Source organism: Micromonospora sp. NPDC048898 (genome assembly GCF_043198035.1).
Lineage (GTDB): Bacteria > Actinomycetota > Actinomycetes > Mycobacteriales > Micromonosporaceae > Micromonospora.
On the sequence record NZ_JBICUF010000002.1, the window covers coordinates 740,481 to 757,284 of the forward strand.

The following is a 16,804-nucleotide window of genomic DNA, read 5'->3' on the forward strand; positions in this document are numbered from 1 at the left end:
TGAGGTTGGCGTGGTCGCCGCACGCCTGGATCACCGCACCACCCTCATGGTCGGTCCACCGTCAGCGAACCGTCCGTGCGTCCGGCCCGTCGGTGCGCGGCGGTGTGGCGGGTGCGGGACCGTCGGTGCTGCTGTCCGCGGTGCCGTTGTCCGCGGTGCCGCTCTCCGGGGCCGCCTGCTTGACGGTCAGCCCGGCCGTGCCGGGGGCGGCCTCGTCATCGGTGTTCCCCATTGAGCCAGCGCGGCCCGCGGCACCGTCGAGGACCGCGGAGCCGCCGGGGAGCGGCTCTGCCGTGCCAGCGGCGGCGGTTGCTGGGGCGGCGGTGGTTGCTGGGGCGGCGGTGGTTGCCGGCGTACCGGACGCCGAAGCGATGGATGGTGAGGCGGTGGACTCGCCCGTTGCCTCGTGGGTGGCGGATGCCGATCGGGCGGTTTCGCCGGTCGGCTCGGCGACGTCGGCCGGAGAGCCGGCATCCACGACGAGGGGATCCGCTGCGGGGACTTCGTCCTCGTCGGTCTGGCCGGTAGCGACGTTGGGCTCAGGCGCTGGTTCCAAAGTCTCCTCGGCGGCCTCGATGACTGAGGCCGCCGCTGCCGAGGCTGCCTCCGCAGCGGCGGCGGCAGCGGCATCCGCGGCGGCCGACTGGGCCAGCAGGCTGGACGGTGCCTGCCACTGGATTCGGGGTGGCTCGGCGAGCGGACGACCACCGAACTCGGCAAGCCAGGCGGCAACGAGCGCCAGATTTTCCCGCCACTGCGCCTCGGAGATCGGCGGCAGAATCGAATCCCACAGCGACAGGAAGGTGCCCCGCAACTGGAGCCGGCCGTACGGCCGGGCGAGGAACCACATGTGCAGGTGAGCCGAGCCGTCTCCCCACCGGTTGACGTGCACCCGCGCCACACCGTCGAGTGACCGGATGGCCCGTTCCAGCCGTACGGTCATCACGCCCAACTCGGCGGCAAGCAGGTTCGGCAGGTCACCGAGGTCGAGGTGGGTCCGCGACTCCAGGATGAGCACCATGGGCAGGCCGGTGGGTCGGTCCATGGCACGGACTCGCCACCGTTCGCCCACCCAGATGTAGGCCTCGTCGGGCGCGTTGCAGGCGGTGCATTCCCGGAGGCCCTCGCCCTTCCGGGGCGGTTCGACCGGGACCGGATCATCGAGTTGCTTCACGTGGAGGTCCCCCTCGAAGGGGAACGACGGCCACTGCGTGAAGTCCGGGACTGAGGGAGGGGTGTCGTGCACGACGCTGACCCTAACCGAGTCTGGCACCGCTGTCCCTACCCGTTTGACCCCTGCCGATCGACCAGATCAGTGCTCTTCGTCGATCAGGTGCGCCACGTCACCACCGTACGGCGAAGCGATATCCACAGGCTGCCGAGATCGCCAATACGGGCCGTCATCCACAGGCTCACACCCGCTCTCACGCGCTGTTTCACGTGAAACAGGGGGTGCCTGTGGACAACGGGTGTGGATAACTTTTCCACCGGTCGGTCGTTGTCGGAAGATCGCCGAACCGCGTGGCAATGACGGCTCGACACCACCGGCCGCTCGGAACCCGACCTGTCTGGCCCGGTCGCCCAGACGCGGCCCCGGAAGGGGCACCCGCGCGTCGACCGACCGACGAACAACGGCGATCGGGACGCCCCTCTGGGCTCCTGGCCCCGAGCCGACGCCTTGAAGAGGCGGTTGTCCGCCAGCGTGATCGCTCAGAATGGAGCTACGAGACGCGGACGCCTCCACACCCCCGACGAGTACCGGGGTTGCTGAGGGGCCAGGGCTGGCCGGGCTCACGGGATGTGCGTGTCAGCACCGGTCGGCGGTTCCCCGTCGGGGCTCACCGAACAGCGCGCGGCGACGACGAGAGGTGGCTGGCGAGCGTCGGGCAGTGACGGCGGCAGCGAGGATGCTCGGGAGCCGTACACGCGTCGAGAAGGTCGTAAGAAGTTCCGGACCGGCTGGAGGTACCCCTGCGGCACGCGAAGCGGCAGCGGGCCACTCAGCGGCCGCGCGAGTACGTCATGGTCATCCCCGGGGTGAACCGGACGGTCCACGCGGCAGCGGGTCTCTGTTTCACGTGAAACGGAGATCGCGCGCACTCGGTATTGCTCCAGCTGTCGCCGGTCGAGCCAGTACCGGGTCGGCAGGTCGGACTGCCGGCCCGGCTCAGGGACTGGTGATTTCCGGCGGTGCGACGTGGCGTCGGCGGTGCGACATGGCCCGCAATGATCGACTCGGTTTCCTGAAAGGCGGGGCATCGCACTGGGCCGGATACCGCGCCTTCATGAAAACCGAGTCGATCATCGAGGGCCCGCCGCCCCGGGCACGCCGCCCCGGGCACGCCGCCCCGGGCACGCCGCCGCGGACACGCCGCCGCGGGCCGCTGCGGGGCCGCGCCCCCGTGGCGATGTGGGGCGGCCGCCCGCTGCGGCTCCAGACGGTCAACCGTCGCGGGCCGCCGCAGGGACGCGGCGCCCGTTGCGGCATCGGGTGAACGGCTGGCCAGCCGCGGCTCGCGAGTGCGACAGACCCCGCCCTCGGAACGGCGATCGACAGCTGTTTCACGTGAAACGCGGGAGCCGGAAGCAGAACGGCCGCGCTACCCGAAGGGTGCGCGGCCGTGGGCGGAGAGGGCAGGCTCAGTCCCCGCTCTCCTCCTGCTGCACTCCGATGATCCCGACGATCCGCTCAAGGTCGTCCACGGTGGCGAACTCGATGGTGATCTTCCCCTTGCTCCGGCCGATGTCGACCTTCACCCGAGTGTCGAAGCGGTCGGACAGGCGGTCGGCGAGATCGGTCAGGGCCGGCGCGTGCGCCTTCGGCCGTCGCTTGGCGGCCTGCCCCTTCGCCGGCCCGTCGTTGAGCGTCAGCGCAACGATTTCCTCGGTCGCCCGAACCGAGAGGCCCTCGGCCACGATCCGCAATGCCAACTGCTCCTGCGCCTCGGTCTCGTCGAGACTCAGCAGGGCGCGGGCGTGGCCCGCGGACAGAATCCCCGCGGCAACCCGGCGCTGCACCTGGGCCGGCAGGTTCAGCAGCCGGATGGTGTTGGAGATCTGCGGGCGACTCCGGCCGATCCTGCGGGCCAACTCCTCGTGGGTGGCCCCAAACTCCTCCAGCAGCTGCTGGTAGGCGGCGGCCTCTTCGAGAGGGTTCAGATTGGCTCGGTGGATGTTCTCCAGGAGGGCGTCGCGGAGCATGGCGTCGTCCCGGGTGTCCCGGATGATGGCAGGAATGCTGTCCCGCCCCACCGCCTGGGCGGCCCGCCAACGCCGCTCGCCCATCACCAGCTCGTACTTCTCGTCGTCGAGCTGCCGGACGACGATGGGCTGAAGGAAGCCGACCTCCTGGATCGAGGTCTTGAGTTCTTCCAGTGCCTCCTCGTCGAAGACCTGGCGGGGCTGCTTCGGGTTGGGCAGGATCGCGTCGACCGGAATCTCGGCGAATCGTGCTCCGGGTACGGGGCTGAGCGTGGGCTCCGGCTCGTGAACCTGCGTCCCGGCGGTGACCGCCGGAACGGCTGCGGCTTCGGCCTCGACCGGGTGCTCGTTCTCCGGCTCCACCGTTGCGGTGCCGGCGGCACCCGGCGCCGGTCCGGTCGGGATCAGCGCCCCCAGGCCCCTACCCAGACCGCCCCGAGGACGGTTCTTCATGCCTCGCCTCCCAGCGACTCGTCCGCACTACGCATTCCGACCCACCGGCTCCTTGACGCCTCGTTCAGCGATCTCCTGGGCGGCCTCGAAGTAACTCGTGGCTCCCCGCGATCCGGGATCGTAGGTCATCACCGACTGGCCGTAGCTGGGTGCCTCGGAAACCCGCACGTTGCGGGGGATGACCGCCTGGAGAACCTTGTCGCCGAAGTGGTTCCGGACGTCCTGCTCGACGGCGTCGGCCAACCGGGTACGTCGGTCGTACATCGTCAGGAGGATGGTGGAGACATCGAGCTTCGGGTTGAGGTGTTGGCGCACCAGGTTGATGTTGTTGATCAGCTGGTTGAGCCCTTCCAGGGCGTAGTACTCGCACTGGATCGGGATCAGCACCTCCTGCGCGGCAACGAGAGCGTTGACCGTGAGCAGACCGAGCGACGGCGGGCAGTCGATGAAGACGTAGTCGAACTCGCCCGGGTAGGCGGCAATGGCCCGGTCCAGGCGTGACTCCCGCGCCACGACCGACACGAGCTCGATCTCGGCGCCGGCCAGGTCGATGGTCGCGGGTACACACCAGAGGTTGGGGATGCCCTCGACAGCCTGCGCCACCTCGGCAAGGGGCACGCTGTTGATCAGACAGTCGTAGACGTCCGGGATGCCGGTGTGGTGCGGGACGTTGAGCCCGGTCGAGGCGTTGCCCTGCGGATCGAGGTCCACCACGAGCACCCGGTTGCCGTGCAGGGCGAGCGCCACTGCAAGGTTGACGGTGGTCGTGGTCTTACCCACGCCGCCCTTCTGGTTGGCGACACACATGACCCGGGTCCGGTCCGGCCGAGGCATGGTCACCTCGCCACTGGGATTCAGGATCTGCACGGCGCGCATCGCCTCCATAGCCAACGGTGGGTCATCCTCTTCGCGCGTCGGGGTTTCACGTGAAACGTACGTGGGGTCGGTTGCCACGGCAGCCAACGAGTCGGTCGAAGCGATCGGCGCGTCGGCGATCACCGGCACGGCATCTCGTACCGCCGCAGCGCCGGGTTGGTGCGGAACCGCCGGCTCGAAGCGAACCGCTCGGGCGGTGTTGCGCCGGCCTGACGTCTGCCGCACCTCGACGGCATTGGCCGGCCGGGTCAGCCCTTCGGGTGTCCGGCGAACACTCGCCGGGTCCACCACTTCGGGCCCGGTCGGTGGATCCGCTGGATCTCCGCCGAACAACGACGGATCGCCGTCCGCAGGCCCGGTCGTTCCGGGCGACCAGCTCGGGTAGTCGGTTTCACGTGAAACGGGATCGTCTGTCGACCCGGTCACGCGTGGATCGTCGTACCTGCCGTCGTCATGCACCTGTCATCCCTGCCCGCTTCGGATGGTCGGTCCGCGCCCCGGTCAACTTGGCCACACCCACGCTCGCAACCCGGAGCGTACGGCTCTCGGGAGCGGTCGGAGACCCCGCGACGTCCGTCGCCCGCTTCACACTATCGACGCGCGGTCAGCCTACGGCGGACGGGCGCGGCCGGTCCACGTCGGGTTCTCATCCCCTCGTCCATCCGTACCGGTACAACGAGGCAACCCACCGACCGGAAGCCCGATGACACGAAGTGTCAGCGTCGGCGGGGCCGGCCGTTCCGGGAGCGCTTGCTGGTCGCCGCGCGGGCCGGGCCGACCATCCGCTCGCGCACGATCTCCACGACGGTGGTCGGCGGGTCGATCACCCCGGTCCCACACAGGTGCAGGGTGGGCTCCCCGCCACCGAGTCGCGCCACCACCTCGGCGTGCTCCTCGATCTCCGCAGCCGCGGACGAACCCTTCAGCGCCAGCAGGCGGCCGCCACGCACCGCCAGGGGGAGACTCCAGCCGGCCAGGCGATCCAGTGGCGCGACCGCGCGGGCAGTGACGACGTCTCCGCTGATCGGGTCCCGACCGCTCGAACCGGTAGCCGCCTCGTCGGCCCGGCCGCGGAACACCCGTACCGACTTGGCCAGGCCGAGTCGCTCGACGACCTCGATCAGGAACGACGTGCGTCGAGCCAGAGGCTCGATCAGGGTGACCGTGAGATCGGGGCGTGCGATGGCCAGGACCAGACCCGGCAGACCGGCCCCGGAGCCGACGTCGAGGACCGTCGCGCCGGACGGGATCCGCTCGGCGACCGCCGCGCAGTTGAGGAGGTGCCGATCCCAGATGCGAGGGGCTTCGCGGGGGCCGATCAGGCCGCGGACCACCCCGTCGGTGACCAACAACTCGGCGTACGCGGCGGCCAGGTCGAGACGGTCGCCGAAGAGGGTCAGCGCGGCCGGAGCCAGGTCGGGCGGCAGCGCCGCGTCCTCTGCTGACGGGGCGGTGCCGAGGTCGGCCGATTCGACGCCAGCCCCAGCGGGCTGGACAGCGGACGGCCCGAGCGGTGGGCCGCCCGGGCCGGTCACGGCATCGGCCGTGCTGTCGTGGTGGGTCACCCGGTCAGTCCGCCGGCCGTACGACGATGCGCCGGGCCGGCTCCACGCCCTCGGACTCGCTCGCCACACCGGACATGGCGTTGACCACGTCGTGCACGCACTTGCGCTCGAACGCGGACATCGCCTCCAGGCGGACCGGCTCGCCGTACTCCTTGACCTTCTCGACGGCGTTCTTGGCGACGGCGGCGAGTTCCTTGCGGCGGTTCGCCCGGTAGCCGCCGACGTCGAGCAGCAGGCGGCTCGGCGTGCCGGTCTGCCGGAAGACGGCAAGGCGGGTCAGCTCCTGGAGCGCCTCCAGGGTGGCTCCACGCTGACCGACCAGATTCTGCAGACGCTCGCCGACCACCTCGACCATCGGACGGCCGGCGGCGACCAGCTCGTCGATGTCGCCGTCGTAGTCGAGGATGTCGAGCAGGCCCTCGACGTAGTCGGCGGCGATCTCGCTCTGCCGGAACAGGTCGCCCTCGCTCACAGCCTTCTTCACCCGGGTGCCGGCGGCGGTGTCGGTGTCGTCGTCCGCCTCGGTGTCATCGGCTTCGGTGTCGTCGCCGTCCACCGCGAGCGTGGCGGTCTCCTCCTCGTCCAGGGACTGCTCGGCGCGGGGGATGCTGGTCTCGGTCACGGTCTCATCTCCGTACTCGCTCGGCCGGACCGTCGGGTCCGACTGGTTTCCCGGGGCCGGCTGGAGGTTGCCGGTGCCCACAGGCACGTCTGTACGGGCAGTGTCGCCCGTGGCCGCGCGGTGCGCGGTCGGTTCCGCCCGGCGCCACCGGACGGCGGCTGCGCGGTGCGGAACGGGCCGCCACCGGTCATCCGGCGACGGCCCGTGCGGGTCAGCCCTGCCGCTTGGCGGGACGGCTCTTCTTCGGGTTGTTCGCCGGCTTGGCCCCCGGCTTCGGCCCGGCCACCTTGGGCGCGGTCGCCTTGACCGGCGCCGGCGGGGCCGCCTTGCCGCGACCGAACAGGCCGCCGGACTTGGCGGGCTGCACCGGGCTGCGGTTGGCGGCGGGGGCGACGGCCTTCTTGGCGGTCACCGGCGGCGGGAACTTCCGCAGCACCCACTGCTGCTGCCCGAGGGTGAAGAGGTTGTTGGTGACCCAGTAGATGATGACGCCGATCGGGAAGATCGCGCCGGAGATCAGCAGCGACGCCGGGATGCCGTAGAGCATGAGTCGCTGGATCATCCGCTGCTGCGGGTCCTCGGCCCAGCCGGTCTTGAGGATCATCTGGCGGCTGGTCAGGTAGGTGGTCGCGATCATGATCAGGACCAGGATGCCAGCAATGATCTTGACGGTGCTGCCGGTGGCGCCAAGGCGGGACAGCTCGTCGGCCGTGGAGCCGAACTTGCCGGCGATCGGGGCGGTGAAGAGCTTCGCCTGCGAGGCGCTGGTGAACTGGTCGACGCTCCAGCCGTACTTCGTCTTGCCCAGGTTGGCCGGGTCCAGCCGCTTCAGCACGTGGAAGAGGCCGAGGAAGACCGGGATCTGAAGGAACATCGGAAGGCAACCCATCAGCGGGTTGGCCTTCTCCTTCTTGTAGAGCTCCATCATTTCTTTCTGGAGCGTCTCCCGGTCACCCTTGTGCTTCTCCTGAAGCTCCTTGACCTTGGGCTGGAGCGCCTGCATCGCCCGTTGGGACTTGATCTGCTTGACGAAGACCGGGAACAGGATCACCCGGACGGTGACCACCAGGAAGATGATGGACAGGATCCAGGCGAAGTTGGTGCCGATCACCGAGCCGACCGGCACCCCGATGGCGTCCCAGGCAGAGTGCCAGGTCAGCAGGATCCACGAAATCGCGTAGTAGATCCAGTCGAGACTCAGACTCAATTCGGGGCTCCAGTCACATCAGCACGGCGGCGGCCGCCCGGCTCCGGCACCGGGTCATGTCCACCAGGGTGAAAGGGGTGGCAGCGCAACAGCCGCCGGACCGCCAGCGTGACTCCCCGGAGCGCGCCGTGCCGAACGATCGCCTCCTGGGCGTACGCACTGCACGACGGGTAGAACCGACAGCGGGCCGGCAGCGCCGGACTTATCCACCGACGGTACGCGATGATGGGCGCGATCAGCACCTTGGCACCGGTTGTCCGCAGACGTGGGCTGGTCGTCCCGGTGCCGGTCATCGGGACCGCCGCTCGCGGGGCGACCGGGCGACCGCGATGGCGGCGTCCAGGTCGGTGGCGAGGCGCGGGTATGACGCCTCCGCCGCTGCGGGCAGCGCCCGGACGACAAGGGTGCTGCCGGCGGGTAGGCCGGTCAACCGGTCCTGGACCAGTGCCCGCAGCCGACGCTTGACCCGGTTACGGATCACCGCGTTGCCGACGGCCTTCGACACGACGAAGCCGGCGCGGGACGGCACGGATAACTGCTCCGCACTGTTGTCCCGCACCGGCTCCGGCGAGGTCGATGTGCTGGGCTCGGTGCTCACCGGCACGGTCAGGTGGACCACGACGGCGCCACGTCCGACGCGTCGCCCACCGCGAACCGCTGCGGCGAAGTCAGTGCTGCGCCGCAGTCGTTGCGCGGCGGCCAGCACGACTGCCCACGTCCCCTGACCGGCCCGGTCGGCTCAGGCCGACAGGGTGGTGCGACCCTTGGCGCGACGGCTCGAGAGGATGGCACGGCCGGCACGGGTGCGCATGCGCAGCCGGAAGCCGTGGGTCTTCGCGCGCCGGCGGTTGTTCGGCTGGTAGGTGCGCTTGCTCACGTCAGGCTCTCCGTTTTCGTACGCGCCCCGCGCGACGGGATCGCCGGGGTCGTGTGGTGGTCCAGGCCACCTCGACGGTGGCCCCCGATCGGTGCTGTCCGGTGGTGCGGGACCTCGACGACGCGGGGATGCGACCGCGGACAGCAAGCACCCATCACCCTAGCAGAGGGCGAGAAAGCAGCCGTTCCAGCCTACGCAGGGGGGCAATGGCCGTCAAACACCCCGAGGAGCGGACAACAGGACGCGCCCGGGGCCGAAGGGTGGTTTTCGCTGATGCCGACAAGGCTGTCACCGCGTCGCCGGTTGATGGCGCAGGGACAACGCTGTTACCGTGCCCGATTGCGGTGAGCGTCGGAAGCTCCGGTCGTCGCGCAGGCAAGACCGGACAAGGTAGTGAATCGTTCGGCACGGTGAACCCGCTTCAACGCCCGGTCAGGCAGGGGGCAGGTCCCACCCGCGTCCGGTGGCGGCCACAATCGGTCGGTACACAGGCTGTGGATAACTTGTGGATGACCACCGGTCGACCGTCCGGGTGGGGTGTTGTTCCACCCGCGAACGCGGCGGGCCCGGGATGGCCGGCTGGCAGACAGCGGCGGCCGGGAGCAGAGGCGAGGGGGTGGCACGACGGTGGCCGGTACGACCGACCTTGCCGCAGTGTGGTTAGCGGCGACCGACGAGCTAGCCGACGAGATCATCTCTGCCCAGCAGCGTGCCTACCTCCGACTGACCCGGCTGCGGGCGATCGTCGAGGACACCGCGCTGCTCTCGGTGCCGGACGCGTTCACCCGCGACGTCATCGAGTCACGGCTGCGCCCGGCGATCACCGAGGCGCTCACCCGCCGGCTCGGTCGTCCGATCCAGGTCGCGGTCACCGTGCGCGTGGCCGAGGACGCCACGGGCCGACCGGCCGGCACCGTCTACCGCAGCGCCCCGGAGTCCAGCCCGTTCGACGTCGAGGGTCCGGCTGCCGCACCCTTCGACGACCACGGCGCACGAACGCACGCCGACACCATGATCCCCGAGCAGACCCACGCGCCGCGGACGTCCGAGCCGGTCGCGCCACCCGCACCCGCGGGTCCGCCGCTCGCGCCGAACCTCGACGCGCACCGTCCCGGGATGATCCCCGCCAGCCGAGACGGGCAGGAGGCGCTGTTCAGCGCCGCGTTCGCCGAACCGATGCGGCCGTCGCGCCCCGGGCCGGATCGCCGTGGCTACGACGAGCAGGCCGCTCGCCTCGATTCACAGGGCCCGGACACCCGGCCCTACGAGCCGCGCTACCGGGAAGATTCGGGGTCGCCGCGCGACCAGCACGTGATCCGCGCGATGCCCCGCGACAGCGGAACGGACAGCGGCCCGGGTCGCAGCGGAGTGGACCACCGCGCGGGTGGCCGCGACGACCGCCGGCTGCCCGGCGCCGACACCGGCGGCAACCGACTCAACCCGAAGTACATGTTCGAGACGTTCGTCATCGGCTCGTCCAACCGGTTCGCGCACGCGGCGAGCGTGGCGGTGGCGGAGTCACCGGCGAAGGCGTACAACCCGCTGTTCATCTACGGGCACTCCGGGCTGGGCAAGACGCACCTGCTGCACGCCATCGGGCACTACGCCACGACACTCGGCAACGCCCGCTCGGTCCGGTACGTCTCGACCGAGGAGTTCACCAACGACTTCATCAACTCGCTGCGGGACGACAAGACAAGCGCGTTCCAGCGGCGCTACCGCGACGTCGACATCCTGCTGATCGACGACATCCAGTTCCTGGAGAACCGCGAGCGTACGCAGGAGGAGTTCTTCCACACCTTCAACACCCTGCACAACGCCAACAAGCAGATCGTGATCACCTCGGACCGGTCGCCGCGTCAGCTCGCCACCCTCGAGGACCGGATGCGAACCCGGTTCGAGTGGGGTCTGCTGGCCGACATCCAGCCACCGGATCTGGAGACCCGGATCGCGATCCTGCAGAAGAAGGCGGCGCAGGAGCGGATGTACGCCCCGCCGGACGTGTTGGAGTTCATCGCCTCGCGGGTGTCGAACTCGATCCGGGAGCTGGAGGGCGCGCTGATCCGGGTGACGGCGTTCGCCAGCCTGACCCGGTCGACGGTCGAGCTGTCGCTGGCCGAGGAGGTGCTTCGGGACTTCATGCCCGACGGCGCCGGGCCGGAGATCAACGCCGACCAGATCATGGCCTCGACGGCCGACTACTTCGGCGTGAGCCTGGAGGACCTGCGCGGTCAGTCCAGGTCCCGGGTGCTCGTCAACGCCCGGCAGGTGGCCATGTACCTGTGTCGGGAGCTGACCGAGCTGTCGCTGCCCCGGATCGGGCAGGCCTTTGGTGGCCGGGACCACACCACGGTGATGCACGCCGACCGGAAGATCCGGCAGCAGATGGCGGAACGCCGCTCGCTCTACAACCAGATCGCCGAGCTGACCAACCGGATCAAGCAGAACAGCTGAGGCGTACGCCGCCGTCGCGGCGGCACGCAGTCCAGGAAACGCCCGCCCGGATCTCCGGTCGGGCGTTTTTTCGGCCCTCCGGCTGGACTCTCGACATGGTGTAGGCCACAGCATGGAGGCCGTGACCGCCTCGACTCCCACTCGTTGTCCACAGCTCGTTATCCACCGTCGGTGGATAACTACGGTCCGTCCTTCGCCGGTTACCCACAGGCTGTGGAGAAACCCTGTGTACGGAGCTGTGGACGCCTGGGGACAACCGTCACGTTATCCACCGCTGACCGTCGACCTGTGTGCGAGCTGTTGAAGGTTCTGGGGATGACGGCAATGGTGATCTTCATCGTCGTCCACAGGCTTGGGGAGAAAGTCGGTGGATTACCGGTGGACAACCGGTGGACAACGGTGGACAACCGAGCGCCGAGACCGGGCTGTGGACAGGCGAGCAAGTTGCACCCCCGGTTCTCCACAGCTAAATCACCTGTAGATAACGTGTCTGAGCAGGGAAGACGCGGGTTTTCCACAGTTTGCACAGGTGCGATGAAGACGATGAGTTATCTCTTCTAAGAGAACAAAAACCAATCATCACCGTTGGGCTTTCTGTGGATCGTGCCGAGCGCTGCCCGATCACCCGGTCAGCACCGACACGAACCATGGGGTCGGGCGCACAGCCGATACCCACGCGCCCTAAGGTGCGATGGGTACCCGCACGGTCGGGCGGGACGGTAGGCAGCGGTCGGCATGAGAGAGTTGTCGCTGACGTCGACGCGGAGGCATTGATGAAGTTCCGAGTGGAGCGCGACGCGCTCGCCGAGGCCGTGGCGTGGACCGCGAAGAGCCTGCCCAACCGGCCATCCGTCCCGGTGCTCGCCGGGGTGATGCTCCGGGTCACAGACGGCAACCTGCGGGTTTCCGGGTTCGACTACGAGGTCTCCAGCCAGGTGACAGTCGAGGTGCAGGGCGACGCCGACGGCGCCGCGCTCGTCTCCGGCCGCCTGCTCGCCGAAATCACCAAGGCGTTGCCGGCCAAGCCGGTCGACATCGCCGCGGTCGGCGCCCACCTCGAGTTGGTCTGCGGCAGCGCCCGGTTCACCCTGCCCACCATGCCGGTGGAGGACTATCCGGCGCTGCCCGAGATGCCGCAGAGCGCCGGCACTGTCGACGCTGCCGCGTTCGCCACCGCGGTCTCCCAGGTGGCCATCGCGGCCGGTCGGGACGAGACGCTGCCGATGATGACCGGCGTCCGCGTCGAGCTCTCCGGCAACACGCTGTCGATGCTCGCCACCGACCGGTACCGGCTGGCGCTGCGCGAGATCCAGTGGCAGCCGGACGACCCCGAGGTCAGCATCAACGCCCTGGTGCCCGCCCGCACCCTGAACGACACCGCCAAGGCACTCGGCCCGCTGGGCGGCGAGGTCACGCTCGCCCTCGCCCAGGGCGCTGCCGGCGAGGGCATGGTCGGCCTGGCGGGCGGCACCCGGCGCACCACCAGCCGCCTGCTCGACGGCGCCAACTACCCGCCGGTGCGTTCGCTCTTCCCGGCCACCCACAACGCCGCCGCCCGGGTGCCGGTCAGCACCCTGATCGAGGTGGTCAAGCGGGTCGCGTTGGTCGCCGAGCGGGCCACTCCGGTGCTGCTGAGCTTCAGCGCCGACGGCCTGGTGGTCGAGGCCGGCGGTTCCGAGGAGGCGCGGGCCAGCGAGGCCATGGAGGCCACCTTCACCGGCGACGCGCTGACCATCGGCTTCAACCCGCAGTACCTCATCGACGGCCTGGCCAACCTGGGGTCCCAGACCGCCGTGCTCTCGTTCGTCGACGCCTTCAAGCCCGCGGTGATCTCACCCGCCGGCGAGGATGGAGAGGTAATTCCGGGGTACCGGTACCTCATCATGCCGATCCGCGTCTCGCGCTGATCGCGTTCAGCAACACCCGGATCCACGGAGGTAGAAACACATGCAGCTCGGCCTTGTAGGACTCGGCCGGATGGGCGGCAACATGCGGGAGCGGTTGCGCGCCGCCGGTCACGACGTTGTCGGTTTCGACCACAACGCGCAGCTGAGCGACGTCCCGACCATCGCGGGCCTGGCAGAGAAGCTCGAGTCGCCGCGCGTGGTCTGGGTCATGGTGCCCGCCGGTGTCACCGACGCCACCATCGACTCCCTCGCCGAGGTGCTCGGCGAGGGCGACATCATCATCGACGGCGGCAACTCCCGCTTCACCGACGACGCGCCCCGGGCCGAGCGGCTCAACGAGTTGGGCATCGGCTACCTCGACGTCGGCGTCTCCGGTGGCGTCTGGGGCCGGCAGAACGGCTACGGGCTGATGGTCGGCGGCTCCCAGGAGCACGTCGACCGGCTGATGCCGATCTTCAACGCGCTCAAGCCGGAGGGCGAGTTCGGCTTCGTGCACGCCGGGCCGGTCGGTGCCGGGCACTACTCGAAGATGGTGCACAACGGCATCGAGTACGGCCTCATGCACGCCTACGCCGAGGGCTACGAGCTGATGACCGCCTCCGAGCTGGTGACGAACGTGCCCGGGGTCATCAAGTCCTGGCGGGAGGGCACGGTCGTCCGTTCCTGGCTGCTCGACCTGCTCGACCGGGCGCTCGACGAGGACCCGGAGCTGGCCGACCTGAGCGCCTACACCGAGGACACCGGCGAGGGCCGCTGGACGGTCGACGAGGCGGTTCGCCTGGCGGTGCCGCTCAACGTCATCACCGCCTCGCTGTTCGCCCGGTTCAATTCGCGGCAGGACGACGACTCGCCCGCCATGAAGGCCGTCTCCGCGCTGCGCCAGCAGTTCGGTGGCCACGCCGTCCACAAGCGCTGAGCGGCATCCACAACCTGTGTATGTCCACCGGCTGGAACTTGTCGACTTCCGCTCGTACGAGCGGGTGGCCGTCGACCTCCAGCCGGGGGCGAACGTCCTGACCGGCCCCAACGGCGTCGGCAAGACGAACCTCGTCGAGGCGCTGGGCTACGTGGCGACCCTGGACTCACACCGGGTCGCCACCGACGCGCCGCTGGTCCGGATGGGCGCCACCGCCGCGGTGATCCGCTGCGCGGTGGTGCACGACGGCCGGGAGCTTCTGGTCGAGTTGGAGATCGTGCCCGGCAAGGCCAACCGGGCCCGGCTGGGCCGCTCACCGGCGCGGCGGGCCCGGGACGTGCTCGGCGCCCTGCGACTAGTGCTCTTCGCCCCGGAAGACCTCGAGTTGGTCCGGGGTGACCCGTCCGAGCGCCGCCGCTACCTGGACGACCTGCTGGTCAACCGGCAACCCCGGTTCGCGGGTGTGCGGGCCGACTACGAGCGGGTGGTCAAGCAGCGCAACGCCCTGCTGCGCACCGCGTACCTGGCACGCAAGACCGGCGGGTCCCGCGGCGGCGACCTCGGCACCCTCGCCGTCTGGGACACCCACCTGGCCCAGCACGGCGCGGAGCTGCTCGCCGGCCGCCTGGAACTGGTGGCCGCGCTCACCCCGCACGTCGCCAAGGCATACGACGCGGTGGCCGCCGGTCAGGGTGCGGCGAGCATCGCCTACCGGCCCTCGATCGAGCTGGCCGAGCCGACCACCGACCGGGCCGCGTTGGCCGAGGCGCTGACCGCCGCCCTGGCCGCGTCCCGCTCCGCCGAGATCGAACGGGGCACCACCCTGGTCGGCCCGCACCGCGACGAGCTGGCGCTGACCCTCGGGCCACTGCCCGCCAAGGGATACGCCAGCCACGGCGAGTCGTGGTCGTTCGCGCTGGCGCTGCGGCTGGCCGGGTACGACCTGCTGCGCGCCGACGGAATCGAGCCGGTGCTGGTGCTCGACGACGTCTTCGCCGAGTTGGACACCGGTCGCCGGGAGCGCCTGGCGGAGCTGGTCGGCGGGGCGAGCCAACTGCTTGTCACCTGCGCAGTGGACGACGACGTGCCGGCGACCCTGCGCGGCACCCGCTACCAGGTCGGCGAAGGGACGGTACGCCGTGTCGGATGAGCCACGCCCCAAACGACCCGAGGCCGGCGGAGGCGACACCGCGTCCACGCGTACCCCGGGGGCGCCGGCAACCGGCGGTGAGTCGGCGGCCGCCAGCGGACCGGAGTTGGCGCGGGCGGTGCTCGACGCGGCGCTGTCGCGGCGGCAGGCGGCGGCCCGAGCCCGACGTACCCCGGGTGGTGCCGGCGGCGACGCGGCCGGCGGATCGGGGCGGCGGCTGCGCGGCTACTCCGGCCCGGGCCCCGACCCGCGCGACCCGCAGCCGCTCAGCGCCGTGCTGAACCGGCTGGTGAAGGCGCGTGGCTGGCAGCAGCCGGCGGCGGAGGCCACCGTGTTCGGCGCCTGGGAGCGCGTCGTCGGCGCGGAGGTCGCGCAGAACAGCCGCCCGGTCAAGCTGGAGAACGGCGAGCTGACCGTGGAGGCACGCTCGACGGCCTGGGCGACCCAGCTGCGCCTGCTCGCCGGCTCGCTGCTCAAGCAGATCGCCAGCGAGGTCGGCCACAACGTCGTGCGCAAGCTGCACATCCACGGCCCGGCGGCGCCCTCCTGGGGGAAGGGGCCACGCCGGGTACGCGGCCGGGGCCCCCGCGACACGTACGGCTGAGCCGGCCCCTCAGCGCCGCCGGTCGGCCTCGCGGGCCGCGCGCTTGCGCTCGCGCTGCTCCCGGGTGAAGCGCTTGCGCTCGGCCAGGTCGCGTTTCCACGCCTCGCGGGCCTCGGCCGAGCCGCCCTGCACCGCACCCCTGACACCCTCGGCCGGGCCGGCGAGGTGCCGGAACGCCCAGCTCAGGAGTCGGCCGCCCTCGCCCGGGGCCCTGGTGGTCGCGCCGTCCTCGCTCATCTGCCGCCCTCTTCCGCCGCGCGTCGTCCGCCCGCCGAACGAGCGGACGATTGGTGCACCAATGGTTGGCACACCAATGATCGGTAGAGTAGTCACCGTGCTTGGTAAGGGCAACCGATGACCGAACGACCGGATCGCGTCGACCCGTTGGCGTTGGAGCAGCAGGTCTGCTTCGCCCTCTCGGTGGCCGCGCGCAGCGTGGTGGCCGTCTACCGGCCACTCCTCGAACCCATGGGGCTGACCCATCCGCAGTACCTGGTGATGTTGGCGCTCTGGCAGCACGCGCCGCTGTCCGGCCGTGACCTCAGCCGCCTGTTGCAGCTCGACCCGGGCACGCTCTCACCCCTGCTCAAGCGACTCGAAGCCGCCGGCTACCTACGCCGGGAACGCGACCCCAGCGACGAGCGCAGCCTCGCCGTCACCCTCACCGCCAGCGGCGCCGCGCTGCGCGACCAGGCGGAGCTGATCCCGGCCGCGATCGTGCAGCGACTCGGGCTGCCCGTCGCCGACCTGCAACACCTGCACGCGGTGCTCACCCAGGTGATCGCCGCGGCCAACCGACCGGGCAGCGACCAGACCGTGGCAGAGACCGACGCGGCGGGTCAGGCGTCGGCGGGTTAAGCGTCGGCGGGTCAGGCGGTCGGCGGGTCAGGCGGTCGGCGGGTCAGGCGGTCGGCGGGTCAGGCGGTCGGCGGGTCAGGCGGTCGGCGGGTCAGGCGGTCGGCGGGTCAGGCG

General features: G+C 70.5%; 16 protein-coding genes. 6 read left to right on the top strand and 10 right to left on the bottom strand.

The window, feature by feature from the left end:
- Nucleotides 1-61 precede the first annotated feature (61 nt).
- From ACGFIQ_RS10145 to rpmH, 9 genes are all read right to left on the bottom strand, one after another.
- Nucleotides 62-1,246 (bottom strand): hypothetical protein, encoded by a 1,185-nt coding sequence (locus tag ACGFIQ_RS10145; protein WP_393242073.1) that lies wholly within the window; start codon nt 1,244-1,246, stop codon nt 62-64.
- Between the two features lie 1,394 nt (nt 1,247-2,640).
- Complete coding sequence (locus ACGFIQ_RS10150) at nt 2,641-3,654, bottom strand: ParB/RepB/Spo0J family partition protein (protein ID WP_393242075.1); 1,014 nt, start codon at nt 3,652-3,654, stop codon at nt 2,641-2,643.
- 27 nt (nt 3,655-3,681) lie between these two features.
- On the bottom strand, nt 3,682-4,989 hold the full coding sequence (locus ACGFIQ_RS10155; RefSeq protein WP_393242078.1) for a ParA family protein: 1,308 nt from the start codon (nt 4,987-4,989) through the stop codon (nt 3,682-3,684).
- A gap of 257 nt (nt 4,990-5,246) precedes the next feature.
- The gene (gene rsmG, locus ACGFIQ_RS10160) at nt 5,247-6,095 is read right to left on the bottom strand and encodes a 16S rRNA (guanine(527)-N(7))-methyltransferase RsmG (protein WP_393242081.1); all 849 of its coding nucleotides are present in this window, start codon (nt 6,093-6,095) and stop codon (nt 5,247-5,249) included.
- Nucleotides 6,096-6,099: 4 nt separating this feature from the next.
- A complete protein-coding gene (locus ACGFIQ_RS10165) occupies nt 6,100-6,717 on the bottom strand; it encodes a protein jag (protein WP_393242084.1) in 618 nt (205 codons plus the stop codon).
- Nucleotides 6,718-6,928: 211 nt separating this feature from the next.
- Nucleotides 6,929-7,918, bottom strand: coding sequence for a membrane protein insertase YidC (gene yidC / locus ACGFIQ_RS10170; RefSeq protein ID WP_393242209.1), 990 nt, complete (start codon nt 7,916-7,918; stop codon nt 6,929-6,931).
- 2 nt (nt 7,919-7,920) lie between these two features.
- Nucleotides 7,921-8,217 (bottom strand): membrane protein insertion efficiency factor YidD, encoded by a 297-nt coding sequence (gene yidD, locus ACGFIQ_RS10175; RefSeq protein ID WP_393242087.1) that lies wholly within the window; start codon nt 8,215-8,217, stop codon nt 7,921-7,923.
- On the bottom strand, nt 8,214-8,630 hold the full coding sequence (gene rnpA, locus ACGFIQ_RS10180; protein ID WP_393242090.1) for a ribonuclease P protein component: 417 nt from the start codon (nt 8,628-8,630) through the stop codon (nt 8,214-8,216). The genes yidD and rnpA overlap by 4 nt, the downstream gene beginning before the upstream one ends.
- Nucleotides 8,631-8,663: 33 nt before the next feature.
- Nucleotides 8,664-8,801: a 50S ribosomal protein L34 gene (rpmH, locus tag ACGFIQ_RS10185; RefSeq protein WP_007453904.1), complete on the bottom strand. Its 138-nt coding sequence runs from the start codon at nt 8,799-8,801 to the stop codon at nt 8,664-8,666.
- Nucleotides 8,802-9,428: 627 nt separating this feature from the next.
- Here rpmH and dnaA point away from each other — a divergent pair.
- The 5 genes from dnaA (at nt 9,429) to ACGFIQ_RS10210 (ending at nt 15,832) form a co-directional block, all read left to right on the top strand.
- Entirely contained in the window at nt 9,429-11,255 is a 1,827-nt protein-coding gene (dnaA, locus tag ACGFIQ_RS10190) for a chromosomal replication initiator protein DnaA (RefSeq protein WP_393242093.1), read from the top strand.
- A gap of 773 nt (nt 11,256-12,028) precedes the next feature.
- Entirely contained in the window at nt 12,029-13,162 is a 1,134-nt protein-coding gene (gene dnaN, locus ACGFIQ_RS10195; RefSeq protein ID WP_110564842.1) for a DNA polymerase III subunit beta, read from the top strand.
- A 40-nt stretch (nt 13,163-13,202) separates the two neighbouring features.
- Nucleotides 13,203-14,078 (top strand): phosphogluconate dehydrogenase (NAD(+)-dependent, decarboxylating), encoded by an 876-nt coding sequence (gene gnd, locus ACGFIQ_RS10200; protein ID WP_393242097.1) that lies wholly within the window; start codon nt 13,203-13,205, stop codon nt 14,076-14,078.
- Nucleotides 14,079-14,094: 16 nt separating this feature from the next.
- Complete coding sequence (recF, locus tag ACGFIQ_RS10205; protein ID WP_393242100.1) at nt 14,095-15,228, top strand: DNA replication/repair protein RecF; 1,134 nt, start codon at nt 14,095-14,097, stop codon at nt 15,226-15,228.
- The gene (locus ACGFIQ_RS10210) at nt 15,218-15,832 is read left to right on the top strand and encodes a DUF721 domain-containing protein (protein ID WP_393242103.1); all 615 of its coding nucleotides are present in this window, start codon (nt 15,218-15,220) and stop codon (nt 15,830-15,832) included. Before recF ends, ACGFIQ_RS10210 begins: the two co-directional genes overlap by 11 nt.
- 9 nt (nt 15,833-15,841) lie before the next feature.
- Here the strand turns inward: ACGFIQ_RS10210 and ACGFIQ_RS10215 are convergent, their stop codons facing one another.
- Nucleotides 15,842-16,069 (bottom strand): hypothetical protein, encoded by a 228-nt coding sequence (locus ACGFIQ_RS10215; protein WP_393242106.1) that lies wholly within the window; start codon nt 16,067-16,069, stop codon nt 15,842-15,844.
- A 117-nt stretch (nt 16,070-16,186) separates the two neighbouring features.
- Here ACGFIQ_RS10215 and ACGFIQ_RS10220 point away from each other — a divergent pair, with 117 nt between their 5' ends.
- Nucleotides 16,187-16,690 carry a MarR family winged helix-turn-helix transcriptional regulator gene (locus tag ACGFIQ_RS10220; protein WP_393242109.1) on the top strand — a complete coding sequence of 168 codons (504 nt, stop codon included), beginning with the start codon at nt 16,187-16,189 and terminating at the stop codon, nt 16,688-16,690.
- Nucleotides 16,691-16,804 lie beyond the last annotated feature (114 nt).